This window comes from Dyella solisilvae, from assembly GCF_003351225.1.
Lineage (GTDB): Bacteria > Pseudomonadota > Gammaproteobacteria > Xanthomonadales > Rhodanobacteraceae > Dyella > Dyella solisilvae.
On the sequence record NZ_QQSY01000004.1, the window covers coordinates 189,382 to 213,552 of the forward strand.

Here is a 24,171-nt window from a genome sequence, read left to right on the forward strand (position 1 = left end):
TCAGACGGGTGGGGTGGGGCAGGGGGTATGAGTAATCAGAAGGGACGGGGCAGGCGCGGTGGTGGCGACTGCCTGCAGGGTGAGCCCTTCGTGGCCGCCTCCGACGCCGAGTCGCCACGGGCGGTGCACGGGTAATGCGGTATGCGATCTACTTCTGCCCGGCGCCGGCAAGCGCCTTGGCCTCGTTGGGGCGCGATTGGCTCAATCCGGCCTCCGCGCCGAACGGCATCCCCGGGATTCCACTGCCCCGATGGAATGCACTGCTGGCTGACGTGCGCCGTTACGGTTGGCATGCCACCCTCCGCTCACCATTCACGCTGTCACCGGACCATGACCTGGCCGATCTGCGTCGCGCCATGACCGACGTGGCTCATGCGCATGCACCCATACAGCTTTCCATGCGATCCGGCCGCCTGGCCGGATTTCCGGCGTTGCGGCCGGTCGGCGATTGCCGGCTGGTGAACGCGCTGGCCACTGCTTGCGTGGAGGCGGTCGAGCCGTTGCGCCTGCCGCTCGCCGAGCATGACTTCCAGCGTCGCGCCTCTGACCTCGACGCCATCGAAACCCATTACCTCGGACGTTACGGGTATCCCTACGTGTTTGAACGCTATCGTTTCCACATGACGTTGTCGGCGCCGGCCAGCGTCGATGAAGAGCGGGCCCTGCAGCGCTGGCTCTCGGTGCGCGCGGCGATGTTGCCGGCGGCACGTGTCGACGCACTGACCCTGTGCGTGGAGAAATCGCCTGGCGCGGCTTTCGAGCCACTGGAGCGCGTGGCGCTGCGCAAGGCCTCGGCGGCATGAGGCAGGGCCGGCTCTATTACGTGATGGGCCCCTGGGGCGCTGGCAAGGACAGCGTGATCGAATGGGCGCGCGTGAATGGTCCTTCCTACGACGTGGCCTATGCGCATCGCTATGTCACGCCATCACTTGAGTCCCTGGGCGGCAACCACGTCGCCCTGACCCCGGTCGAGTTTGACCTGCGCGAACGCCGCGGCCTGTTCGCCCTCACCTGGCAGGCCCATGGCCTGCGCTGTGGACTCGGCAAGGAGATCGAGCATTGGCTGCGCCAGGGCGTGGACGTACTGGTCAACGGCTCGCGCGGGGCGTTCCCGAGCGCGCAGGCACGCTTCAACGACATGGTGCCCGTGCTGATCACGGCAAGCCGAGAGTCGATCGTGAGCAGGATGCTGTCGAGCGGCCCGGAAGCCGCCGAGCAGATCGACCAGCGGCTGGCCCGGCATGACAGTTACGTCGTGCCCGAGAAGACCGTGACCATCGTCAATGAAGGCAATTTGCCCGAAGCGGGCATGAGCTTGCTCAAGGCGATTCGCAATCACTCTGCCTGAATCCGGCGCGGACTCACGCCGGATTGACGTACAAACGTGGAATCTCGATGCACACGTCCGTGTGACGGAGCCTCCCGCGCACTGCTAGCGCCAAGCGACGCGCCGTCCCGCATTCCTGGTGAGACCTCCTGGGAGCGCATGATGAAAAAGACCGTGTGGATCGTGGTTGCCAACCGTGCTGTGGCGCGGCTGTTCCGGGCGAGCCAACCGTTGGGGCCTTTGGAAGAGATGGATTCGTTTATTCATCCCGAGGGACGCCTCCCCGAGCACGAGCTGGTCTCCGACCGCGCCGGGCGTGGTCTTGAGCGCATGGGTGTCGGCGGCTATGCCGAGGACCAGGACACCACCGTCGCCGCGCACGAAACCGCGAGCTTCGCCCTCGAACTGAGTCGCTTCCTGCAGAAGGCGCGGACGGCCGGGCAGTTCGACGCCCTGGTGCTGATCGCGGCGCCGGCCTTCCTTGGAGCCATGCGAGAACGACTCGACGGAAGCACGCGCGGTCGCGTGACGTTGGAGGTGGACAAGAACCTGGTCCACCTGGACGCCGCCGCGATCCGGGGATACCTGCCCGAACGCCTGTATTCGGGCGTGGCGGCCTAGGTCGCTGGCGCCATCTCTCGATCCGCTGGGATACCGGCGTTGCTCAGGACGCCGCCGCCCAAGGAAGGACGGCCGTGTAAACGTCCGGTCGCATCGGGGTGCCGTCCCGGCCGAAGGGACGGCCCGGCCAACGGAGGGTCGGGTGGCCACACAACGGGTGGGTGAGGCGGCGCCACAACCATGAACGGGCGCACATTTGCGGGGGTCGACTGAGTTACGATGCTACGATCGCCAGGGCGCCCTGGACCGCTTCACCGGGGTTTCACGTGCAGCTCGATGTCATCCGGGTTTCGCAGCAGGTACGCGGTCCATCAATCGGGGAATCTTGAACAGGGGTAGGGGAGCAATGCTGGAAGCATCGTGGTCGAACCCTTGGTTGCGCCGCGTGGGCGTCGCCGTCTCGTATGGATGCGGGATTGCGCTGTTCCGCCAGTTCGCTATTCCTCATTTTCTCCTTCTGACGGGCGTCCACCTTGCGGTGCTGTTGCTGGCCCCCTATCGCGACTGGCCGGCCCTGGTGGTCGGCGAGGTGGCTTCACTGATACCCATGAGCCTCGCCTATGCCGGCACCTGGGGCGCCGCGTGGGCCGTGTTCAACCTGGCGCCGGGCATCGTGGTCATGGCGCCCTTCGTCTATTGGGCCAGACAACGTTGGCCGATCATCACCTCGCGCCACACGGTGAACATGGCTGCGCTGCTTTCGTGCGCGCTGGTGGTGTCCTTTGTGATGGCGGGCTACAACCTGCTCGGCATGCTCATCACCCGGTTGCCTCCCGGATACGACTTCGATCCCACCGGACTCGCGCTGCAATGGATCCTCGGCAACTATGTCGGCATCCTCGCGATCGTGCCCACAGTGCTTTTCCTGCATCAGCTGCTTGCTGGTGCGCGCCGGCATGAACTGGTGACGCGGCTCGCCGACGACCGGACCGTGCTGGAAGGCGTGTTCCTGGTCGTGCCGGCGCTGCTGCTGCTGGTCTGGCTGGGCCTGGTCTCGGTCAATGCCCGCCAGATGGCCCAGGTGGCCATGTTCCTGCCGATCGTCTGGCTGGCCATGCGCTACGGCTGGCACGGGGCCGCCATCGGCGGGACGGCGGCCAGCCTGGCGGTGGTGGCGCTGATGCCGGCGAGATACGACCAGCAGACCATCCAGGCCGAGGCCATCATCGCCTTCGCCATTTCTTCCATGCTGCTGCTGGGCGCCCGCATTGCGGTGCTGCACCACCGCGCCGAGCGGGATCGTCTGGACGTCCGCATGGCGCTGGCGCTCGCGCAACGCAACGTGCATATCGGCGAGATGCAGCTGCGCACTACCTCGCTGGCGCTGGAGCAGATCCGTGAAACGGTCCAGGCCAGCTTCTCCATGATGATGGGGCGCCTGCGGCACCTGCAGCCGACCATGGAAGACCGCAGCTACCATCGCCAGGCGCTCGTCGCCCAGGACCAGCTGTTCCGCCTGGCAGACAGCCTTTACCCGGTGACCTGGCGCGAGCGCGGTCTGCCCGCTGCGCTTCGGGAAGGCGCCATGCCGCGTGCGCTGGCGGAGACCGGAGTGAATTACTGGTGCGACCTGCGCGGTCCGCTCAGTCGCCTGTCGCAGACGCTGCACATCGCCATCTACCGCATGGTGCTTGAAACGGTCGCCGACGCCTGCGCTAGGCGCAATGTCAGCGACGTGGTGGTGCGCCTGCGCTGTGGCGAGAAGTTTGGGCGCCGCTGGGTGCTGGTGAGCATCACGCTGCGCAGCGAGCCGGAAAAATGCACTGAAGTGCGCTGGGATGAATTGCTGCCGCGTGTGATGCGCTCCACCAGCGGTATGGGCTGGCCCGCGATCCGTGACCGCGCCCTGACCTTCGAAGGCGGCGCCCGCGAGCGGACCATGGCCGATGGTCGCCGGGTCAGCCTGCTGCTGCTGGACCCGGTGACGATCAGCGACGACTTCTGACGCCGCTGATCGTCGACACCGCGATTACTGGATGTGCGAGTTGCAGATGGCCGGGTCGGTGTCGCAGCCATTGGCGGAGAGGGCCATGATCTGCACCGTGCCGTCAGTCAGCGGCGTAGCGGTCACCGTCGTGGCGCTGTCCTGATAGACCGTCGCTGCGGTGGCCGCAGGCGCAGCCGTCGTCGTCACCGCGGGAGCCTGTTGCGGTGTGCTGACCAGCTGCGAGAAACGACCGATCGGCAGGGTGATGAACTGGCCGTTGGCCGTGCCCACCGCGCCCAGCACGTTGCCATTGAGATCATTGATCTGCACGTACTGGATACCGCCAAGCATGAACACGTAGGCGTGGAAGTGTGGGTTGGCGCTGACGTCCCTGGTATTGGGCCAGGCCTGGCCAAGGCCGGAGGCGGGCGGCTGGGCGGCATACGCGGAACCCGAGATGGCCAGTGCGAACAACCCGGCCCTGACGGCACGACTCGACAGTGTTTTCAGCATGAAAGACCCCTTTGTCTGGATGGCTGCCCAAGCGTTGAACATCGGCCCGACTCTAGCATCAACCGTTCGCTGTGCCGCGTGCCTGACGTAGCAGTTCCCGGGTCCGCTCTGCGCGATGTCCGATAGTGGGGCGTCCCACCGCGCAGCTTGGCGCTGCCGGGCATCTCCGGGCCACTTTCCGTTTGCGTTGCACGAGGCCGGGCCGCAGCCGCCTTGCATTTATCGACTTGGCGCTAGCGTCCGTCGGTTTGACCAGGGCTCGTGGTGAACGCCGCCTACATCGGGCGCGTGAGGTGCAGCAACGATACATGACGAGGCGCCTTCCCTTGTTCAAAGTTGCGCGTGAAGCACGGACGTCCAGCCGTCCGAGTGAGCTCCGGAAATCGTTTGGAGCGAGTGAAACCGGTTGCAACTTGTCGGCGGCTGCGCATCTTTCGACATAGTCATCACACGGCTTGTCGCTCCAGTCGGGCCAGGCGACATTGCGCCACCCGAACGGGCAGGCGTAACCTGAAACGGCCAAACCTCTTGCAGAGAGGGCCACGAAAGTCATGGGTGCAGCATCCGGTGAGGAGGGAGCCGCTCGGGCGATCGCATGGCTCATGGATGGGTTTGTCGCCTTAGACGCGCGGTTCCGTCTCATCCACATGAACGACGAAGCCCGCGCCATGTTCGGACGGAACGCGGCGGATTTGCTTGGGCGTCCCGTGTGGGATGCCTTGCCGCCCCCTCTGGATCAGTCGCTGCGTCTGGCCTGTGAAATGGCGATGGGCGAACAGAAATCGGTATCCATCCAACTGGTGGACGCGACGAACGATCGTCACATCGATTGCCGTATCCATCCTTCCGGCGAAGGCCTGGTGCTCGGCTTCCGTGACCCTCGTCCTGCGCAGCGGGCGGAGCAGGAAGGGCTGCGCGACGCAAACCGGTTGGCCTGGGCGCAAAAGCTCGCACAGGTGGGAAGCCTGGAGTGGGACATCGCCAGTTCACAGGTCGTGATGTCGGCCGAACTATGTCATCTCTATGGGCTGCCCGCGGAGAAGCAGGAGTCGACGTTCGACGCCTACCTCGCGTTGGTGTATCCCGACGATCGCGCCAGCATGGCCCAGCACCTGCAGCAGGCGCGCAGCGACCACCAGCCGTTTGAATTCGAAGGACGGTTTCTCCATCCGGATGGTTCAATGCGGACGCTGCTCAACCGCGGTCAGGTGAGCGTGGACGGGCATGGGCGGGCAGTGAACGTGCTGTTGGTCTGCCAGGACATCACTGCCGGCAAGCGTGCGCAACAGGTGGTGATGGGGCAGCACGACATCCTGGTAGGCATTGCCGCGCAACGTCCACTCGCCGAAAGCCTGGCGCGCATCGCCCGCCTGCACGAAGCGCTCAATCCCGGCGCGCTGTGTTCCATCCTGCTGATCGACGATGCCGGCACACGCGTACTGTGCGGCGCGGCGCCGTCGCTTCCCGCCGCCTATAGCGCCAAGCTCGACGGCCTGGAGATCGGAAACCAGCACGGTTCCTGCGGCACTGCGGCCTGGCGGCGCGAACGCGTGGTCGTCGAGAACATCGAAACCCATCCGTACTGGGCCAACTACAAGTCTCTCGCGTTGGCGCATGGTCTCAGGGCGTGCTGGTCCACACCCATCCTCGGCAGCGACGGACGCGTGCTCGGGACGTTTGCGGTGTATTTCCGCGAGCCACGGCATCCGCGCCAGGACGAACTGGACAGCATCGACCAGATGGTGCCGATCGCCGGCGTCGCCATCGAAAGCGCCAGGCTCATCGAGCGCCTTCGTGTGAGGGATAGTTTCTTCGAGATGTCCCTTGAGCTGTTCTGCATCATCGATCCGGCGACGGGGAGGCTGGTGCAATTCAATCCGTCGCTGGAGCGGATCACGGGCTACGACGCCAACGAGCTGGCCGGCCTCGGCTATCGCGAGCTGTTTCCGGTGGAACACGGCGCCGATGGCGGGCATCTCGCCGCTCCGCTGGGAGGGGTGGCGTTTTCGATCCGCGAATTCGTCACGCGTTGCGCCTGCAAGGACGGCAGCGAACGCGTCCTGGAGTGGGTGTCGTTCGCCGCGCCGGATGGACTGGTCTACGCGGTTGCCCGCGACATCACCGCGCGGCGCGAGATGGAGGCGAAGCTTGCCTACGCGTCCACCCACGACGCGCTTACCGGACTTCGACATTACCTGTTGTTCGAGCGGGATCTGGTCAACCGCATGCATGAATCACCCGCGCGCACGTCGGTGCTGGTGATCGGGCTGGATCGGTTCCAGATGGTCAATGCCTCCATTGGCCATCCCGCGGCCGATGAGGTGCTCAAGCGTGTGGCCACGCGCCTTCAACTTGCCTTGCCGGAGCAGGCGCAGATGGCGCGCATCGCTGGCGACCAGTTCGTAGTCGCGGTGGCAGGTATCGAACCTTCGGGCGCGCGCGAACTGGGTGATCGATTGCGCGTCGCCGTGGCGAAGCCGCTGGAGGGACGCAACTACCGCCTGGTGCTGAGCGCGAGCGTGGGCGTCAGCCATTATCCCCAGCACGGGCGCACCGCCGATGACCTGCTGCGACGCGCCGACGAGGCCATGAACCAGGCCAAACGGAACGGGCGCGACCAGCTGGCCGAGCTTTCTGTCGAACAGATGGTCGAACTCGACGACCGAGTCACGTTGGGTTCCCGACTGCGCGATGCGATCGGCCATGGCGAGTTCGAGCTTTATTACCAGCCGCAGCACCGCGCCAATGGCTACGGGCTCGTTGGCTTCGAAGCGTTGTTGCGCTGGAACTGCACTCCTTTTGGCGCACTGCCTCCTGCGCGCTTCATTCCGCTCGCCGAGGCCATGGGGTTGATGCCGGAGGTGGGCGTCTGGGTGTTGGACCACGCTTGCCATCAGGCGCGCGCCTGGTTCGACCTGGGCCATCGCGATTTCATCATGGCGGTAAACGTGTCGGCCCAACAGCTTGTTCGCCCCGGGTTGGCCGAGAGCGTCGAGGAGATCCTGCATCGACATGGCCTGCCCGCTGCGATGCTGGAAATCGAGATGACCGAAAGCTCGCTGATGAAGAATGTCTCCCGCACGCAGGATACGTTGGCGAGATTGCGGGCTCTTGGCGTCCGCTTGTCGCTGGATGACCTGGGCACTGGTTACTCGAGCCTTTCCTACCTGCGCCAGTTTCCGGTCAACAAGCTCAAGGTCGACCAGAGTTTCGTAAGCGGCCTGCCGATGGATACCAAGAACGCGGCCATCATCGGCACCATCGTCGCACTCGGTCACCAGCTGGAGATGCAGGTTGCCGTCGAAGGCGTGGAGACGCAGGCCCAGGCCGCGCTACTCGCGCGGCTGGGCTGTGATGTCCTGCAAGGACACTACCTGGCGCCGGCCTTGTCTGCCCGCGACGCCCAGGCCTATTTCGACCACATCCACTACGGCGCTGCGTGAGTATCCGGTGGTGCGCTTGCGCGGCTTGCTACGGCGTGGGTTTGCCGACCAGTTCCGATGCCATGGCATGGACACGACGCGCAAAGGTGATCCCCGAGGCGAACCGCGCCTTCGCCGCCGCCTCAAGCTGCGCGTCACCCTTGGCCATCTGGATCTCCGTCAGCAGGGTGCTGTAGATGTCCCTGATGGATTCCTGATAAGCCTCGTCAATGGCGGTCTGATCATCCATAACGTCTTCCCCTCCCGAATCCTGCGCGCGGATGCTCGGCATGTTCGTTTCCGAGTCTAGCGCTGGCGCTGCAGGCTTGGCGATCGCGCCTGATTCGCAACGCTGCGATTCTGTGCGTTCAAAAGGGACAGCGGGGAATCGGCGAGGCCGATAGCCGAAATCGAAAACGGCCTGCATCGCTGCAAGCCGTTGAAATCGATGGTGGCCGGGGACGGAATCGAACCGCCGACACGGGGATTTTCAATCCCCTTGGGTGCCTCCTGTGGCCCCGTGAGCTCGCAGGGGATTGTTCGTAACTAGTTGATGTGGCGCATTATAGTGTCTAGAGGCGTCCAGCGCTGTATCATCGAAGCCAGCAACAAACGGCAAATGAACGGCAAATGGGTGTGCCTCACTTGCCGTTTCTCGGACCCGTTACGGCAAATGGCAAACGAGGTACAGCAATGGCGCTCACGGTGCGTGAATTGACGGGCATCAAGCCAGGTCAATGGCTCTCTCATGATGGCGTGCGAGGCGCGGGCCGCTTGATGGCCTACGGCACCAAGGACGGTGGCGCAACGTTCTACTTCCGCTACGTGGTTTCGGGTGGGCGGCGAGATTCACTACCGCTGGGGCCATTTGATCCGAGGGGACAGCGCGGCCTGACCTTGGCCGAAGCGATCGACAAGGCCGGTGATTATTCCAAGCGCTACGTAGCAGGCGAACGCGATCTGCGGCTGGCGCTGGATGCGGAACAGCGCGAACGCGAGCGCCAGCAAGCCGCCCAAGTCCGCGTGGAGGAACAGGCCAGGGCTGAGGCAGCCGGCACGCTGGGCATCGTGCTGATGGCTTACGTCAAGCAACTGGAAGGCAGGGGCAAAGAAAGTGCGGAGAAAGTGCGACGCAGTTTTGAGCTGCACGTCAAGGGAAAATGGCCGGCGCTGTGGGACACGGCCGCGAAGGATGTGACGATGGATGATTTGCTGGCGGTGGTGCGCCCGCTGACGGAAGCGGGCACGCTACGCCAAGCCGACAAGCTGCGCAGCTATTTGCGATCCGCCTATACGGCCGCCATCAAGGCCCGCCAAGACCCGCGCGCGTCGGCAGGCGTGGCCGCACTTGGAATCATCCACAACCCTGCCGCCGAGATTCTATCTATCGAGGGCGCCAACAACGCCCGCACGCGCTATCTGAGCCGTGCCGAGCTGCGAGCCTACTATCGCCGCATCCTGACGCGTCCGGAGCCGGAACGATCGGTGCTCCTGTTCCACTTGTTCACGGGCGGGCTGCGCGCGGAGCAAATGGGGCGGCTCACGCTCGCCGACTACAACTCAGAGCGGGGTACCTTTCGGATGGAGTGCGGCAAGGGCCGCCGCGCGAAGCCGCGCTTTTGGGACGTGCCGCTGATCCCGGCCGCGCGTCATGCCCTAGAAGGCATGGGCTTGGGTCGCAAGCTGTTTTCCTTCGATGGCGGCAAGCACGGGGCGACTGGCAACGCGTTGCAGGCCCGCATCCGTCCCATCGCGGAGGCAATGCTGGAAGCCAACGAACTGGACGCGGGCAAGGGCGCGTTCACCATGGGCGATATTCGCCGCACGGCAGAAACGCTCCTTGCAGAGGAGGGGGTCCCGGCCAATGTGATGGCCTATCTGCAATCTCACGATATGGGCGGCGTGCAGAAACGCCACTACCAACATGCCGAATACCACAAGCAAATGCTGGCGGCCTTGAATAAGTTCCACAAGCTCGCCACGATCGAGCCGGCAACAAAGCCGACCAAGAGCAAACCCGCGAAGCGCAAGCAGTCCAACGTGGTGCCTTTGGCTCCACGGCAGGCAAAGCGCTGATCCGGATAGCATTCCACGGAGATCATGCGGATCGCGGGATAGGGCCTGACGATAGCTGACGGATGGGGAAGTGAGTGGCGGCACCGGATGACTGCAACATCCCGTGCCGCCTTCCACGGCGCGTTAATCAAGGTAACGACCATGGCCGAACGAAGTGTAGCGCCGCGCGCGCGGAGCAAGCCTGTCACTAACCGTGAGCGCGCCGTTGCGGCTCAATTGGAGCAGTGCGAGGTTGAGTTTCGAGCCGGCCGCAAGAAGGCCTGCTTGAAGGCCATCAGCATTTGTTTTCAGTTCGGGAATCCGGTGCCGGCTTGGGCCCAAAGGGCATTTGTCACAGGAGTGACGCGATACGAAACCGCCGAGGCTCGGACACTCGACGAAGCGCTGGGGGTCAAGCGACCGAAGGGCTGGCGACAATCGAGAGCGCGGGCGCGACTCGGTAAAGGCACGGCGGCGTACGTCATGGTAAATGCTCTGACGCACCCGTCGGAAAATAGCGGGCGGCAGAAAATGAGTGTGGAAGAGGCCGTTGCAGACGTGGCGGAGAGGTTGCGTATGAAGGAGGCGGCGGTGTGGCGGTGGCACTCCGACAAAGAGCTCAAAGCTGAGCTGAGTGAAGGCAAGGGCAAGAAGAAGGGCTAGTCAATTCGGCGCCAGCCCACGGCCAATCAATCCATTTCATCATCAAGCCCGCCTTCCCGGCGGGCTTTTTCATGTCATCCGGTTACGAGCAGAAAACAAAAAATAGTGCTCGTGATCTCCGCATTGCGCGCGCGTAGGGTTTGTCCATCCAACTTCGCTCGCAACCAGAGGAGTTCAAATGGACGCCGCTACGAGTCTACCGGGTCGCTTCATGCGGATTCACGAGGTAGTACGAGCCATCGGGCTGTCGAGGGCGACGGTCTACGCAATGGTCGCCCACGACCAATTCCCCGCGCCGATTCCCATTGGTGCCAATGCGGTCGCTTGGCTGGATTCAGCCGTCGCCGAATGGATGAAAAACAAGATTGAAACCGCACAAGCGACGGTTACTGAACCTAGCGCTGCGGCTGACCATCCCGGTCGCTGCTCTAAATAAGCTAAGAAAGAGGCCCGCGCACCGCAGGCGCGGCGGCGGGCAAAACCTCCGAGGTCAAGCGCATGGCCCATACGAATCTTACGCAACTGCGTCGCGCTTGTTGTCAAAAACTCGCGGCGCCCACGCGCGCTGAACTGCTCGCGCAGAAAGCTCGCGCCCTTGAAATAGTCGAGCGCATCTCGGCGCTTAGTCGTGAGCGCGATCTACGGGACGATGAACACGCAGAGGTTCTCGCAGCCCTTCGTTTGATACGTGAAGTCACAAAGTCTATTGCCCAGCGCCGGGGTGTGTTGAGCCCGAAGGACGGGCGGCCATGAAGTACTTCCCATTCTGGATCTCGGACTACCTGGGCGCCACAGGCACGCTATCGCCGGCGGAACATGGCATCTACCTGCTGTTACTCACGCACTATTTCCGACACGAGAACGGCATCGAACGCGAGTTCGCCGGCATCATTTCAAGAGCACGGACACGGACCGAAAAAGCGGCACTCAAACGCGTGCTGGCGATGTTTTTTACGCTGGAAAATGGCGTTTGCCGCAATGCCCGAGCCGAGGATGAATTGGCGAAATACCGCCAAAAATCTGCGAAGAACACCGCGAACGCCCAAAAGCGCTGGCAGAAAGATAAAGATGCGATCGCTTCTGCGAACGCACATGCGATCGCAGGCGCGCTCGTAGATACCGGACACCATGCCACGCCCATGCAATCTCAGAGCTCAGATAGGAGCTCTGGATACTGCGCTGGCGCGCCCGCCGCTGGCGCGGCGCAGTTACGCGACAAGGGGGCGATTTTTACGGCGTGGAAGGCCTTGCCCGATGGCGGCGGGGGCGGATTCGTCAATAACTTGCTGCGAGAGCACAAGCCGGAAGCGCGCGTGCTTGAAGCGTTGGCGAAGACGCTTGCGGAGCCGCGCAACGATCCGAAAGCCTACGTCCTGGCCGTGTTGCGACAGTCCTGGCGGCGGCCGGATGACCCACTGGCCGAGTACTTGGTGGGAGTGATCTGATGCGCGCGACTGAATTGGCCCGGCGTCTCGCCGAGCGCGCCGAGGACGTGGTGCGCGTACTCCTGCCAGCCGGCCGCCGGGAGGGGCACGAGTGGCGTGTCGGGAGCACGGCGGGCGAGCCGGGGCAGAGCCTTGGCGTGCGTCTCTCCGGGGAAAAAAACGGAACCTGGGCCGATTTCTCTACCGGCGAGAGCGGGGACCTCATCGGGCTAGTCCAAGCGGTCAACCGTTGCGGACTACATGACGCGTGTACATGGGCAAACGACTTCTTAGGCATCCGCGACGACCGGCCCCGTGTGCTGGGCCCGCCGAAAGGGTACGCCGTGCCGTCGCGGGACGGCATCAACGGCTTGTCGGCTCCGCACCGCGATTGGCTTGTCAGCGTGCGCGGAATCAACCCCGGTACGATCGAGGTTTACGGCGTCACGTCAAAGGGCGCAGCTATCGTGTTCCCGTACATGGCGCCGGATGGTGAGTGGGTCGGCGCCAAGTTTCGTAAACCAGATAAAACCATGTGGCAAGCCAAAGACTGCCGTCCGTGGCCTTTCGGCATGCCGGCCGTGCCGCCCGGAACCCGCCGCGTAGCAATTACCGAAGGCGAATTGGACGCGATGGCGCTGCATTCGTTTGGCATCCCAGCCATTTCGGTGCCGATGGGCGGTGGCGACAAGCGCAAACAGGTGTGGGTAGATCAGGCCTTCGAGTGGTTCGAGCCATTCGACCGCATTGACCTCGTGCTGGACGCGGACAACGAAGGTGAGAAGGCTGCGCGCGAGCTCGCCAAGCGCCTTGGGCTGGCGCGCTGCTTTGTGGTGGTGCTTCCGCACAAGGACGCCAATGCCTGCTTGCTAGCGGGCATGACCGCCGAACAAGTGCTGGCTTGCATCGATGCCGGCGGCACGCTGGACCCGGAGGGCTTGCACGCCGTCGGTGAGTTCAGCCGGGAGGTCATCGCGGAGGCTGACCGGATTGATGATGGCATCCGCCTCCCTTGGCTGAAAACCCACAATCTGCTGCTCCTGCGTCCCGGTGAAACGTCCATATGGGCGGGTATCAATGGGCACGGCAAAACTGTGGTCGTGAATCACATCATCGCTCACGCCGCCATCGTCCAGGGTGTTCGGTGCTGCGTCGCGTCGCTGGAATATCGCATCGCGTTATGGGCGTTCCGGATGATGGGGCCGCTGGCCGGCACGATAACGCCGACAAAACAGTTTATGGCCCACATCATGGAGAGGCTGGAAGGCCTTCTGTGGGTCATCGAACCGGGCATTACGGCCAAGGCCGAACGCATCCTCGAACTGTTTGCCTATGCCCGCGCGCGCTACGGGGTCGAATTGTTCGTCATCGACAATCTGACCAAGTGCGGATTCGCTGACGACGACTATCCCGGCCAAAAAGCGTTCGTGGAAAAGTTGAGCGACTTCGCGCGCGCGACCGGCGTACACGTCGCCGTGGTCGCCCACATGCGAAAGGGGGATAACGAAGATCACCCGGCGGGCAAATTCGCCGTGAAGGGGTCGGGCGGGATAACCGACATGGCGGACACGGTGGTTGAGGTATGGCGTAACAAGCCACGCGAGCGTGTGCTGGCGCAATGCGAATCCGACAGCTCGCCCGTACCACCGGAAGTCGCCGTCCAATTTACGACGTTGTTGAGTGTCCTTAAACAGCGTGCGAACGGCATCGAACGCCAATTCGCCCTTTGGTTCGATCGGACTTCCGGGCAGTTCATGGAGTCCCGTGGACAGCACGCGCGGCCGCTGGTCGATTTCTCAACCACGGACCGAGAGGAGGTGTCGTCCTGATGGCCGCCCGGGACCGTGAATCCAACCGAGACGCCATGCCGGGCACGGCGTCGCTAGTGGATGGCCTACGTGCCGGCGGCTTCGATCCAAAAGTGCTGTGGTGCCGCGAGGGCGACCGCGAGCTGGGCAGGCGCGAGCCCTTTGATGGGCTGGACGTGAAGCGTGAGCTGGCGGCGGTGGACCGCAAAACCCGATTGGTGCGCGCGAAGCGCGTGCCATGGTATCGCCCGGGCGCGCAGCCACCAGAGGACGAAATACGATGACGGTGCGCGCCAACGGCACGACCGCCGCCGCGAGCAGTCTCCGTCCCAGTGGCCGGGGTCCTTCGACCATTTTATTTGCACCGCGGGGCATTGCAGCCTCGTTTTGTTCCTAGCGCGAAGCACTTTTGAGTTGATGCACCTAGTCCACCACTCTTGCCGTTCGACCTTCACAACCGAGGAGGAACGCAATGTGCTGCCCAGCGGAAGTGTCCTCTTCGGGTCGGAAGCGGGCGAAGCCGATGCCGAACGTTTGCGCGCAGCAGCAACTCCGGCTACTCCGTGCGATCCGCCGGACTCGATCACTCTTTGAGCATGTTCAGGGCATGCTCGTAAGTGGGGGACGGAGTCGCAGTCCGTGTTTGCGATGGTTGGCATATTGGAGGGCGAGACAATTGTGTGCCCGCAGCAAAGTGATGTAGAGTGCTGCAAAAAATACAGGGTGCTGCCCATGCCTGCGAAACGGGGACGAAAACCAGCCGGCAAACCGCGCGCAATACGCGTCACGGCAAGTCTTCCTCCCGATAACTGCGCAGCGTTGGAGGCCATAGCCAAACAGAAAAAGGTGTCGGTCGCCTGGGTCATCCGGGATGCGGTGGAGAAGTATGTCGCCGATCAATGGCCGTCGCTCGGTAGAGAACAGCCATGAACTTCATTGAGAACGAATCGGCACAGAAGCTCCGCGGCGGATACTACACGCCGGACGACCTCGCGACGTTTTTGTGCGCGTGGGTCTTGGAGATCAATCCAACACGAATCTTGGAGCCGAGTTGCGGCGATGGGGTGTTCCTGGGGGCGCTGCGCAAAGCAGGTGCGCCGGAGAACACTGCGGTCACAGCCGTCGAGCTGGATGCCGTTGAGGCCGCAAAGGCCAAGAGGCGCGCCAACGAAGTTGGTCTGCGTGCCAGCAAAATCCACTCGACGGATTTTTTGTCGTGGGCGCTGGATGCGACTGGGAAGTCAGAGGCATCTTTTGATGCGGTGATTGGCAATCCGCCGTTTGTGCGCTATCAGTATTTGCCGGAGCCGTTCCAGAAGAAGGCTGAGCAGGTGTTTCGTGAACTGGACTTGCCGTTCACGAAGCACACTAACGCCTGGGTGCCTTTCATTTTGGCTGGTATGCGCATGTTGCGACCAGGCGGGCGCTTGGCGATGGTTGTGCCTGCGGAAATCATCCATGTGATGCATGCCCAGTCGCTGCGTGCCTATCTCGGCAAAGAGTGCCGCCGTCTGGTCGTCATCGACCCCCAAGAGCTGTGGTTCGATGGGACGCTCCAAGGCGCGGTGCTTCTGCTGGCCGAGAAGCGCAAAAGTAAGGATGACAAGGCCGAGGGTTTGGGCATCTATGAAGTTAGGAACCGCGAGTTCCTTAGCTTGAAGCCGGAGGATGTTTTTGCGGCTCCTCAGTCGATCAATGGCAAGACGGTCGCGGGTAAGTGGACGCGTGCATTGTTGGGCAAAGAGACGCGCGACCTTTTCGACGAGCTGGTCGAGCACCAGGAGGTTCATCGCTTCATTGATGTGGCCGACGTGGATGTTGGTATTGTCACAGGAGCAAACAAGTTCTTTCTTGTTACTGATGACGTCGTTGCCGAGAATGGATTGGAGCGGTGGGCGCACCCGATGTTTGGTCGTAGCGAACATTGCCCCGGCATCATTTACGATAAGAAACAGCACGCGGCCAACGCTAAGGCGGGCAACCCGACGAACTTTCTATGGTTCTCCGATCGCGACGTGCTTCGCTATAAGAAGTCGAGAAATTACATCGAGGCGGGTGAGGCGGATTCACTTCACACGCGCTACAAATGTCGTATCCGATCGCCGTGGTTTGCCGTTCCCTCTGTCTATTCGACTGAGATTGGGATGCTGAAGCGTTCCCACGATCTGCCACGCCTGATCTTAAACAAGGTGGGTGCCTATACCACCGATACGGCCTACCGCATCCGCACGTTAGGTGACGTCTCGGCAGATAAGCTCGTATCGTGCTTCATCAACAGCCTGACGGCCCTTAGCGCCGAGCTGGAAGGTCGGCACTACGGCGGTGGCGTGCTTGAACTGGTGCCGTCAGAAATCGAGAAGTTGGTATTGCCCTTGCCGAGCAATGTCAATATCAGTTTGAAGGATCTCGATCAAAAGATTCGCACCGGGTCAGCCATGGGTGTGCTTGAATCCAACTCACGTGTCGTGCTGGGTGGCTTGGGGCTTTCCGGTGCCAAGCAGGATGACGTCTTCAATGGCTGGAAGCGGTTGCGCAACCGTCGACACAGGATTTCCAGCCAAGAGATGGTCGAAACCGTTTAGTCGATTTCGAGTACGAACTTCTTTGGGTTGGCGTCATCTCGGTAGAGCGACAGCCGACGGCCGATGAGGTCGGTGCGGGCGACGTATTCGCGAACAGGCCCCCAGCTAAGGCGTGTCATGGCATTGCGCTGCCTATAGCTCTTAGTGTTGGTGCTAGTGGTATGCGCGATGCGCAAATCGAATTCACCATAACTGACCCCCTTCACGACCAGTTGGAACTTGGCATGCGCCTCATCCACCGTGGCGCTCTTGCGAGTCCAGGTTAAAGCCGGAAAGACTTCATCGCGGAAGTAGTGGCGGTGATCCACGTCGGCCGTCAGCAGCCCCTTGTCGAGGTTGATGGAACCGGTCGGGTTAGTATTGCGGCCCTCTTGAGGGATAACTAGGTCACGTCTGGTTAGTTCTTTGCTTTCCCACACGAGCGTTAGCTCAACACCGTTGGCAGGCTGTGGTTCTGGCACTGGTGCCGCTGCCGCGTTCCCTTTTTTGGCGATGGCTTTCTTTGCGGGGGCCTTAGCTACCGCTTTCTTTGCGGCGGCCCTTTTGGCTGCGACGATCGAACCGACGATCGGTGCAACCTTGAGTTTGATGCGGGGTGTTGAATCGTCAGACGTGGACGTGCCCGAGGTGGAGGGCTTGGGGGGCGCGGCGGCCATTTCATCGACCAACAAACCAATCTTGTGCTGCAACTTCAACTGCGCTGACGTGGTGATCTTGCTGATGTTGTCGGGATGGGTGGGCGGGAGGTCGTCGAAGCTCTTCTCGATGTTTTCTACCAACTCTTTGTCGGCGGCGTTTTCCAAGTCGCACTCGACAATGATGCCCGCTTCGATGTTGTTGTTCAGGCCACCAGGAGTGAGGTTAGCGCTGCCAATGATTAGCTTCGCGTGCTTTGCACCACGAACCAGATAAATCTTTGGATGATAGATAACCCTACGGGTGCCGGTGTCTACTGTATACAACGCAACGCCAAGGTTGAGCAGGCGCTCGGCCCCTTGGAGGGATGTGATGTCGTTGCGAATGCCAATGTGGGCTGTTGCTTTTTCCTTGTGAGTCTTTAGCGCACTCTCCAAGAGTTCAACGCCGCCCAGATTTACGAAGGCAACGCTGACTATGACGCGCTCGATATTTGGCACGTCAAAGAGGTTGAGGATGGCGTCTTTGTGCGTCTTGGGGGTGAAGCCTTGAAGGATGAAGCTCTTATGTGCCATGCCTGATGGTCCCCAGTTTGCCGTCCCGGCAAAGCCAGGCGGCTGGCTTTGCTGAATCGGCGGAAGGCTATCACAGGGGATTCCGGCGGTGAATCGTCGGACGTGGGGCCATCTTGGAAGTATCCATTTGGCTCGTGAGGCTCAAGCCGCACCTACCCAGCACCACCGCACCACCGTCAAAGCGGGCACTCAGCTCATGCTGTCTGGCTTGCAGTTCGTCCGGAAATACGAGATTGCTTCGGCATCCATCGTCACCCAGGCGCGAATTTCAGGGCGAATTTCGTCGTGGATGTTCGAGGATGCGCGCGAGATGGCTGACGACAGAGTCCGGCAACTAGTTGCCGCTTAGGGGTTCGCAGGTCGTGAGATACTGGCGGCGTAAGTTGGCGACATGCGCCCCTAGCCATCCCCCCGTCATTACTTGGGAGCCACTAAGTGTTTCTGGGATCACCAGTGACGGGCTTTTTGCCCGCATTGTGGAGCCCGTTCTCAGTGAGGTGTTCGCGGTAGTCAACGAGGACATTGACGGGCGGTGGTATGTCAACTTGTCGCCCCGCGGCCGTTCGCAAGCCGCCTCGTGCTCTTCCAGGGTGAGGAACCGTGACCACGGTAAAAAGCTGGTGGAGCGGTGGACCGCCCATCACTGGCGCAATATCCCGCCACAGCGACTTCCGGGCGGTATCAACGGGAAGGTGCGTTAGTTTGCAGGCCGGGGGCTCGGACGAATGACCAAACAGGGCTCGTGGAGCATGTCGAGTGACTTACTCCACCCGGTGCGCAGGAGCGCCGCACCAATTAGCGAATAGCACTCGCCATCGCCTCCAACGGCGTTGGTGCTCTGAGGATCGGGCAGGGCTTGTTGGAACGCTTCAACAGCAACCTGCGCATCACCCAAATGCGCAACACCTTTATCCTGCCTTGTTACGAATGCTTCCCAGAGGAAAAGTCCGTGGCCGTGTTCGCAGAAGGCGTGCCAGTCGAGAAAGGCGGGTATGTCGCTCCGAACACTGCGCCGGACGCGGCGGAGGACCCAGGGCACTTGAACCAATCCCACGGTCAGTGTGCCGGCACCGCCGCTCGCGCTCCACGGTGCATTTCCTCTCCCTGGCGCACATTCACCGGTGCGCGCGTTGGTCAAGTTGTGTTCGTCCTCACGGAGAGGCACAGAAAGTGGGCACTCAAAGCCCAAGGCGACCGGGAGGCCCGCGTCCAATAGTGACGCCACATGATCAGCCAGCGTCGACGGAAGCACACCGGTCGCACCGTCAGACGAGTACCAAGCGAATCGACTAGCAGGAATAGTTCTTGCGGCACCTACATCGGCGGCGACGATGGCAACGTGATCGGGCTGCATGGTAGTTCCCGTGTGTCACGGGTGACTCTACTTGATCGCCAGCGGCGTAGGTCTTGTGGAAGTCGCCCCGAGTCGGTGAGACGTGCATCTACTGAAAACGACTTGCCAAGCTCGCAACAAGTGGCAAATGTACGGCAAATGGAGTCGGCCAACAAAAAAGCCACCTAATGGCAAATAGCCAAGGTGGCTGATTTATAGCGCTTTATATGGTGGCCGGGGACGGAATCGAACCGCCGACACGGGGATTTTCAATCCCCTGCTCTACCAACTGAGCTACCCGGCCAGAATGTGTCGCACGCGTCTAAGACGTCGCGTGGAGCCGTGCATTAAATCGGATGTACGGCCCGGCGTCAAGACTTTGTGTCGGGGGCGACGTAGCCCTCGGGCTGTTTTACGTCGCCGCCGAACAGGAATTTCTCCATTTCGCCGGCCAGGAACTGGCGCGACTTGGGATCGAGCGGGTTGAGGCGGTATTCGTTGAGCAGCATGGTCTGGTGGGCGAGCCACTGTTGCCATGCTTCCTTGGAGATTTCGGCGTAGATGCGCTGGCCCAGCGGGCCGGGCCAGGGGGCGAAGTCCAGGCCTTCGGCGTCCCGGTCAAGCTTGGCGCAGTGAATGATGCGACTCATACGGTACGGCTCATTGATGGGGTGGCTCAGAGATCTTGCAGCAGGCTGCGCACGGGGGCAGGCAGGCCGAGGGCGGCGCGTTCGCCTGCATCGCACCAGCGATGCCCCGCATTATCGGCGATGCGCCGGTGTGCTGTCGCCTCGTCGAACAGCACGGGCTCGACCTTGAGGCGGTAATGGCTGAATACGTGCACGAAGGAGGGCAGTGACTGCGCATCGTCGATTTGCGCCAACGACTGCGCGGTGCGCCAAGCCTCGTCGTGGTTGCTCGCCTCCGGCAGGCTCCACAAGCCCGACCACACGCCCTGCGGTCCGCGCCGTTCGAGCAGCACGCGGCCCTGCGCGTCGCGCAGGATCAACATCACCGTGTCGCGGGTGGGCACGCGCTTGCTCGGCTTGGCGCTGGGCAGTTGCGAGGTGAGGCCGTCGCGCTTGGCTACACAGGTGGCGGCGAGCGGGCAGGCGTCGCACTGCGGGCGCGTGCGCACGCAGAGGGTGGCGCCCAGATCCATGATGGCTTGCGTGTAATCGGCCACGCGATCAGCGGGCGTCAGCGCGTCGGCGTGTTGCCACAGCAGCTTCTCCACCGCGCTTTGCCCGGGGTGCCCATGGATGCCCAGATGGCGCGTGAGCACGCGCTTGACGTTGCCGTCGAGGATGGCGAAGCGCAGGCCGTGCGCCTGCGCCAGGATCGCTCCGGCGGTAGAGCGACCGATGCCCGGCAACGCAGACAGTGCGTCGAAATCACGCGGCAGCTCGCCGTCATGCTGTGCGACACAGATCTGCGCGGCGCGTTGGAGGAAGCGAGCGCGACGGTAGTAGCCAAGTCCCGACCACAACGCCAGCACCGTGTCCTCGTCGGCGGCGGCAAGGTCGCGCAGCGTTGGCAGCGCAGCTACGAAGCGCTGGAAGTACGGGATGACCGTGACCACCTGCGTCTGCTGCAGCATCACCTCGGACAGCCACACGCGATAGGCATCGCGTGGATGCTGCCAGGGCAGGTCCTTGCGGCCGTGTTCGTCGAACCAGGCCAGTAGTGCGGTGGCGAAGGGATTCATGGGGACGTGCGCGGCGTCACCGGTTTGACGGGGGACGGCTTGGCCGGAGGCGTAGCGGTGCTGGCCGGAGCTGGCGCGTCGGCGCCGGCGCGGATGGTCAGGCCTTCGATACTGATCTCACCCGCGTCGATCTGTGCGATTTGCGCCTGGCCGTTGACCGGCGGCACGGCGAGCCTTGGGCCGTCGTCGTGGTCGAGCTCCGACCACCAGTTTATGAGCGCCAGCGGTGGCAGGTGCAAGTCGGCGTGGTTGTTGGGACCGTCAAGCTTGAGGGCGAGCATCAGCGGACTGCTTTCGTCGGCCGGCGTCAGTGTGATGTCGGTGTCGTACACGCCGGCGTCGGCGTGATCGAGCTTGCCCGACAACCGCGCCGAGGCGTCGGCCGCGCCCCGCCAGCGGGCGTTGCCCTTGAGCGCCAGCGTGAGGGCCGTGCTGTGGGTGAGGTGCAACTCGATGTTGTCCAACTGCAGCGCGCCGCCCTTGATGTTTGGCGTGAGCGATAGGCGCAGTTCGGTCGGCGTGCCTTTCGGATCCTTGCCCGACATGGTGAGCCAGAACCCGTGCTCGGGCGCGAGTCGGCCGGATTTCAGCTCCACGTCGCCGAGCAGCAACTGGTTGCCGCGCACCAACGTGCCGCGCGTGACGTGCACGCCGGCATCGATGCGAGGGATGGTCTTGGGCACCGCGGCAGGACCGGAAGGCAGCCCGGCGAACCACGACTGCAGCGCATCGAGGTCCACGCGTGGCGAATCGATCTGCATCTGCGAGATCACCGTCTCGCCGTGCACCAACGTGCGCCACGGCAGCGCCAGCGAGCCGCGCGCTGCGAGCAGGATGGGCATGTTGGCGTTCTGCGCGCTCAGCGTGATGCCTTCCAGCTCGAGCGCGGGGCGCGGGAACAGGGCCGGCGTGGCGGGGCTGGCCAGGCTCAGTTCCAGCCCGGCGCTGCGGGCTTGCGCCTGCAACATGGCGGTGATGCGCTCGGGCTGCAGCAGCAGGTGGACGGCGATCAGCGCGACGGCGACCAGCACCAGGGTGGTGCTGCTGACGATGAGCAAGGTGATGCGGAGCCAGCGCGGCACCGGTCGCCGCTCCTCAGCCCTGGCCCAGGGACGCGGGCAGCAGCCCGTCCACGTAGGCATCTGCGTCGAACACGCGCAGGTCGGTGGCGGTCTCGCCCAGACCCACGTAGCGGATCGGCAGGCCGAACTCGCGGGCCAGCGCAAACACCACGCCGCCCTTGGCGGTGCCATCCAGCTTGGTCACCACCAGGCCAGTGACGCCGACGATCTGGCGGAACTGGCGCACCTGGTTCACGGCGTTCTGCCCGGTGGTGCCGTCGATCACCATCAGCACCTCGTGCGGCGATTCGGTATCGATCTTCTTCAGCACGCGGGCGATCTTGCCCAGTTCGTCCATCAGACCGCCCTGTGTGTGCAGGCGGCCGGCGGTGTCGGCGATCAGCACGTCGGCACCACGCGAGCGGGCAGCCTGCAGTGCATCGAAGATCACGCTGGCGGAGTCGGCATCCTGGCCTTGCGAGATCACCGGCACGTTGTTGCGCGCGCCCCAGGTCTTGAGCTGTTCCACCGCGGCGGCGCGGAAGGTGTCGCCGGCGGCGAGCATCACCTGGCGTCCTTCGTCGCGGAAGCGGCGGGCCAGCTTGCCGATGGTGGTCGTCTTGCCGACGCCATTGATGCCCACCGTGAGGATGACGTACGGCTTGCGGCCATCGACGGACAGCGGCGTCGCGACCGGGCGCAGCAGGGTGACCAGCGACTGGCGCAGTGCGGCCAGCAGTGCCGAGGCATCGGCAAACTCGCGCTTGTGCATGCGCCTGCGCAGGTCCTCGACCAGCGTCGTGCTGGCCTCAACGCCGACATCGGCGGTGATGAGGGTGGTTTCCAGCTCGTCCAGCAGATCGTCGTCGAGCTTGGGATGGCGGTTGAACAGCGAATTGAGGCCGCGCGCAAAGGAGCTGCCGGCGAGGCGCTCACGCCAGCCGCGCTTGGCCGCCGGCGCAGCCTCGGCGATGGCGGCGCGTTCGAACGCCTCATCCTCGGCCGGGGCTTCCGGCGGGGGCGGGGTTTCGGCCAGCGCTTCGTCGAGGGCGGGCGTGGCGTGGTCGAGCGAGATGGCGTCCGTGTCGTGCGCGAAACCGGTCGCCGGGGGCTGCTCGGCCGCGGGCGCCGTGGGCTGGCCCGGGGGTGTCTCGGCGGGTTTCTTCTTCCAGAACTTGAGCATTGCGGCGGGGATTCAAAGACAATGGCGGGCATGCTACCACCCCGACCCTCACTCACCGCTGAGTCATGACCGCCACCAAGGGCGCCCCGGGGCGTATCCGCATCATTGGCGGGCAGCTGCGCAATTCGCGTCTGGATGTTCCCGAGCTGCCGGGCCTGCGGCCCACGGCTGAGCGGGTTCGCGAGACCCTGTTCAACTGGCTCGCCCCTGTTATCAGTGGCGCCCGCTGCCTGGATCTTTGCGCGGGCACCGGCGCGCTCGGCATCGAGGCGCTGTCGCGCGGGGCGGCCAGCGTGCAGTTCGTCGAGCGGGATCCCCGGGTGGCCCAGGCCTTGCGCGACAACCTGTCCAGGCTGAAAGCGGCCGGCGGGCAGGTGAGCACGGCCGACGCATTGGCCTTCCTGCAGGGTCCACCCCAGCCCTTTGGCCTGGTGTTTCTCGATCCGCCGTTCGCCCAGGATTTGTGGTCAAGCCTGGCCCAGCGACTGGAGCAGGGTGGATGGTTGGCGCCGGGGGCATGGATCTACGTCGAATCCCCCAGGGCGGCGGCGCCGACGTTGCCATCGACGTGGCTCGGTCATCGTGAGGGCGCGGCGGGCGAAGTGCGCTACGCGCTGTACCGCCGGGCGCCGGTCGTTTCCTGACCCTGGCGTACGGTTTTCGGGGCCCTAGGCGGAGCCGGCGAACGGGCCTAAGCTAGCCGCCCCCGTCTGCCGTGATCTGCCCCGTGAACAAGCCACCGGTCAACAACCGTCTCGCCGTCTATCCGGGCACCTTTGATCCGATCACCAATGGTCACGCGGACCTGGTGACGCGTGCCGCGCCGTTGTTCGATCGCATCATCGTGGCGGTGGCGGAGAGCCCCAACAAGGGACCCGGCTTCAGCCTCAACGAGCGCATTGCGCTGGCGCGTTTGGCGCTGGCCGATCTGAAGAACGTGGAAGTGCGTGGCTTCGATGGCCTGCTGGCCCACTTCGTGGAAGAGGTGGGCGCGCGCGTGATCATCCGTGGCCTGCGCGCGGTGTCCGACTTCGAATACGAGTTCCAGTTGGCCAGCATGAACCGGCACCTGATCCCGCAAGCGGAGACGTTGTTCCTCACGCCGGCCGAGCAGTACAGCTTCATCTCCTCCACCCTGGTGCGCGAGATCGGCCGTCTGGGTGGCGATATCTCCGGCTTCGTGCATCCGGCCGTGCAGCAGGCGATGCGCCAGCGCTGGCGCTGAGCGGTTCCCGAAACGCTCGCCCGCAGGAGCGGATGCCGTGGCGCGGGCTGCAGGATGGAATCGCAGCGCAGCATGCCGGCAGGTGTCGGCCGGGGCTGGCGTCGTGTA

At 63.4% G+C, this 24,171-nt stretch carries 22 protein-coding genes and 1 tRNA gene; 15 read left to right on the plus strand and 8 right to left on the minus strand.

Features of this window, described 5'->3' with window-relative positions; genetic code table 11:
- Window positions 1-134: 134 nt before the first annotated feature.
- The 4 genes from DVT68_RS15465 to DVT68_RS15480 all read left to right on the plus strand — a co-directional run bounded on the left by DVT68_RS15465 (window position 135) and on the right by DVT68_RS15480 (window position 3,893).
- Window positions 135-803 carry a DUF1045 domain-containing protein gene (locus DVT68_RS15465; protein WP_114825999.1) on the plus strand — a complete coding sequence of 223 codons (669 nt, stop codon included), beginning with the start codon at window positions 135-137 and terminating at the stop codon, window positions 801-803.
- A complete protein-coding gene (phnN, locus tag DVT68_RS15470) occupies window positions 800-1,348 on the plus strand; it encodes a phosphonate metabolism protein/1,5-bisphosphokinase (PRPP-forming) PhnN (RefSeq protein ID WP_114826000.1) in 549 nt (182 codons plus the stop codon). Before DVT68_RS15465 ends, phnN begins: the two co-directional genes overlap by 4 nt.
- A 141-nt stretch (window positions 1,349-1,489) precedes the next feature.
- Entirely contained in the window at window positions 1,490-1,948 is a 459-nt protein-coding gene (locus tag DVT68_RS15475) for a host attachment protein (RefSeq protein ID WP_158543519.1), read from the plus strand.
- A 346-nt stretch (window positions 1,949-2,294) separates the two neighbouring features.
- Window positions 2,295-3,893 (plus strand): MASE1 domain-containing protein, encoded by a 1,599-nt coding sequence (locus DVT68_RS15480; protein ID WP_114826002.1) that lies wholly within the window; start codon window positions 2,295-2,297, stop codon window positions 3,891-3,893.
- A gap of 24 nt (window positions 3,894-3,917) precedes the next feature.
- Here DVT68_RS15480 and DVT68_RS15485 read toward each other — a convergent pair whose 3' ends face one another.
- Window positions 3,918-4,388: a hypothetical protein gene (locus tag DVT68_RS15485; protein WP_233523509.1), complete on the minus strand. Its 471-nt coding sequence runs from the start codon at window positions 4,386-4,388 to the stop codon at window positions 3,918-3,920.
- 602 nt (window positions 4,389-4,990) lie between these two features.
- Here DVT68_RS15485 and DVT68_RS15490 point away from each other — a divergent pair.
- Complete coding sequence (locus DVT68_RS15490) at window positions 4,991-7,831, plus strand: EAL domain-containing protein (protein WP_114826004.1); 2,841 nt, start codon at window positions 4,991-4,993, stop codon at window positions 7,829-7,831.
- A gap of 28 nt (window positions 7,832-7,859) precedes the next feature.
- Here DVT68_RS15490 and DVT68_RS15495 read toward each other — a convergent pair whose 3' ends face one another.
- On the minus strand, window positions 7,860-8,102 hold the full coding sequence (locus tag DVT68_RS15495) for a hypothetical protein (protein ID WP_114826005.1): 243 nt from the start codon (window positions 8,100-8,102) through the stop codon (window positions 7,860-7,862).
- 401 nt (window positions 8,103-8,503) lie between these two features.
- Here DVT68_RS15495 and DVT68_RS15505 point away from each other — a divergent pair, with 401 nt between their 5' ends.
- The 8 genes from DVT68_RS15505 (at window position 8,504) to DVT68_RS15540 (ending at window position 16,342) form a co-directional block, all read left to right on the plus strand.
- On the plus strand, window positions 8,504-9,886 hold the full coding sequence (locus DVT68_RS15505) for a tyrosine-type recombinase/integrase (RefSeq protein ID WP_114826006.1): 1,383 nt from the start codon (window positions 8,504-8,506) through the stop codon (window positions 9,884-9,886).
- Between the two features lie 141 nt (window positions 9,887-10,027).
- Entirely contained in the window at window positions 10,028-10,528 is a 501-nt protein-coding gene (locus tag DVT68_RS15510; RefSeq protein WP_158543520.1) for a hypothetical protein, read from the plus strand.
- Between the two features lie 211 nt (window positions 10,529-10,739).
- Window positions 10,740-10,964 carry a helix-turn-helix transcriptional regulator gene (locus DVT68_RS20885; protein WP_425477520.1) on the plus strand — a complete coding sequence of 75 codons (225 nt, stop codon included), beginning with the start codon at window positions 10,740-10,742 and terminating at the stop codon, window positions 10,962-10,964.
- 313 nt (window positions 10,965-11,277) lie between these two features.
- Window positions 11,278-11,973: a YdaU family protein gene (locus tag DVT68_RS15520; RefSeq protein WP_114826009.1), complete on the plus strand. Its 696-nt coding sequence runs from the start codon at window positions 11,278-11,280 to the stop codon at window positions 11,971-11,973.
- Complete coding sequence (locus DVT68_RS15525) at window positions 11,973-13,781, plus strand: AAA family ATPase (protein ID WP_114826010.1); 1,809 nt, start codon at window positions 11,973-11,975, stop codon at window positions 13,779-13,781. Before DVT68_RS15520 ends, DVT68_RS15525 begins: the two co-directional genes overlap by 1 nt.
- Window positions 13,781-14,044, plus strand: a complete 264-nt coding sequence (locus DVT68_RS15530) for a hypothetical protein (protein ID WP_114826011.1) — start codon at window positions 13,781-13,783, stop codon at window positions 14,042-14,044. Before DVT68_RS15525 ends, DVT68_RS15530 begins: the two co-directional genes overlap by 1 nt.
- A 364-nt stretch (window positions 14,045-14,408) precedes the next feature.
- Window positions 14,409-14,690 carry a ribbon-helix-helix domain-containing protein gene (locus DVT68_RS15535; RefSeq protein ID WP_233523517.1) on the plus strand — a complete coding sequence of 94 codons (282 nt, stop codon included), beginning with the start codon at window positions 14,409-14,411 and terminating at the stop codon, window positions 14,688-14,690.
- Window positions 14,687-16,342, plus strand: coding sequence for an Eco57I restriction-modification methylase domain-containing protein (locus DVT68_RS15540; protein WP_114826012.1), 1,656 nt, complete (start codon window positions 14,687-14,689; stop codon window positions 16,340-16,342). The genes DVT68_RS15535 and DVT68_RS15540 overlap by 4 nt, the downstream gene beginning before the upstream one ends.
- Here DVT68_RS15540 and DVT68_RS15545 read toward each other — a convergent pair.
- The 6 genes from DVT68_RS15545 to ftsY form a co-directional block, all read right to left on the minus strand.
- The gene (locus DVT68_RS15545; RefSeq protein WP_114826013.1) at window positions 16,339-17,553 is read right to left on the minus strand and encodes a phospholipase D-like domain-containing protein; all 1,215 of its coding nucleotides are present in this window, start codon (window positions 17,551-17,553) and stop codon (window positions 16,339-16,341) included. The genes DVT68_RS15540 and DVT68_RS15545 overlap by 4 nt on opposite strands.
- 1,561 nt (window positions 17,554-19,114) lie before the next feature.
- Window positions 19,115-19,190 (minus strand) — tRNA-Phe (locus DVT68_RS15555).
- Window positions 19,191-19,257: 67 nt separating this feature from the next.
- Window positions 19,258-19,536 carry an oxidative damage protection protein gene (locus DVT68_RS15560; protein ID WP_114826015.1) on the minus strand — a complete coding sequence of 93 codons (279 nt, stop codon included), beginning with the start codon at window positions 19,534-19,536 and terminating at the stop codon, window positions 19,258-19,260.
- A gap of 26 nt (window positions 19,537-19,562) precedes the next feature.
- Window positions 19,563-20,594, minus strand: coding sequence for an A/G-specific adenine glycosylase (gene mutY / locus DVT68_RS15565; protein ID WP_114826016.1), 1,032 nt, complete (start codon window positions 20,592-20,594; stop codon window positions 19,563-19,565).
- Window positions 20,591-21,676, minus strand: a complete 1,086-nt coding sequence (locus DVT68_RS15570) for an AsmA family protein (RefSeq protein WP_114826017.1) — start codon at window positions 21,674-21,676, stop codon at window positions 20,591-20,593. Before DVT68_RS15570 ends, mutY begins: the two co-directional genes overlap by 4 nt.
- Window positions 21,677-21,689: 13 nt before the next feature.
- On the minus strand, window positions 21,690-22,838 hold the full coding sequence (gene ftsY, locus DVT68_RS15575) for a signal recognition particle-docking protein FtsY (RefSeq protein WP_114826018.1): 1,149 nt from the start codon (window positions 22,836-22,838) through the stop codon (window positions 21,690-21,692).
- A gap of 65 nt (window positions 22,839-22,903) precedes the next feature.
- Between ftsY and rsmD the strand changes: the two genes are divergently transcribed.
- Together rsmD and coaD are read left to right on the plus strand one after the other, a co-directional pair.
- Entirely contained in the window at window positions 22,904-23,482 is a 579-nt protein-coding gene (gene rsmD, locus DVT68_RS15580; RefSeq protein ID WP_114826019.1) for a 16S rRNA (guanine(966)-N(2))-methyltransferase RsmD, read from the plus strand.
- Window positions 23,483-23,565: 83 nt separating this feature from the next.
- Entirely contained in the window at window positions 23,566-24,063 is a 498-nt protein-coding gene (coaD, locus tag DVT68_RS15585; protein ID WP_114826020.1) for a pantetheine-phosphate adenylyltransferase, read from the plus strand.
- Window positions 24,064-24,171: the final 108 nt, after the last annotated feature.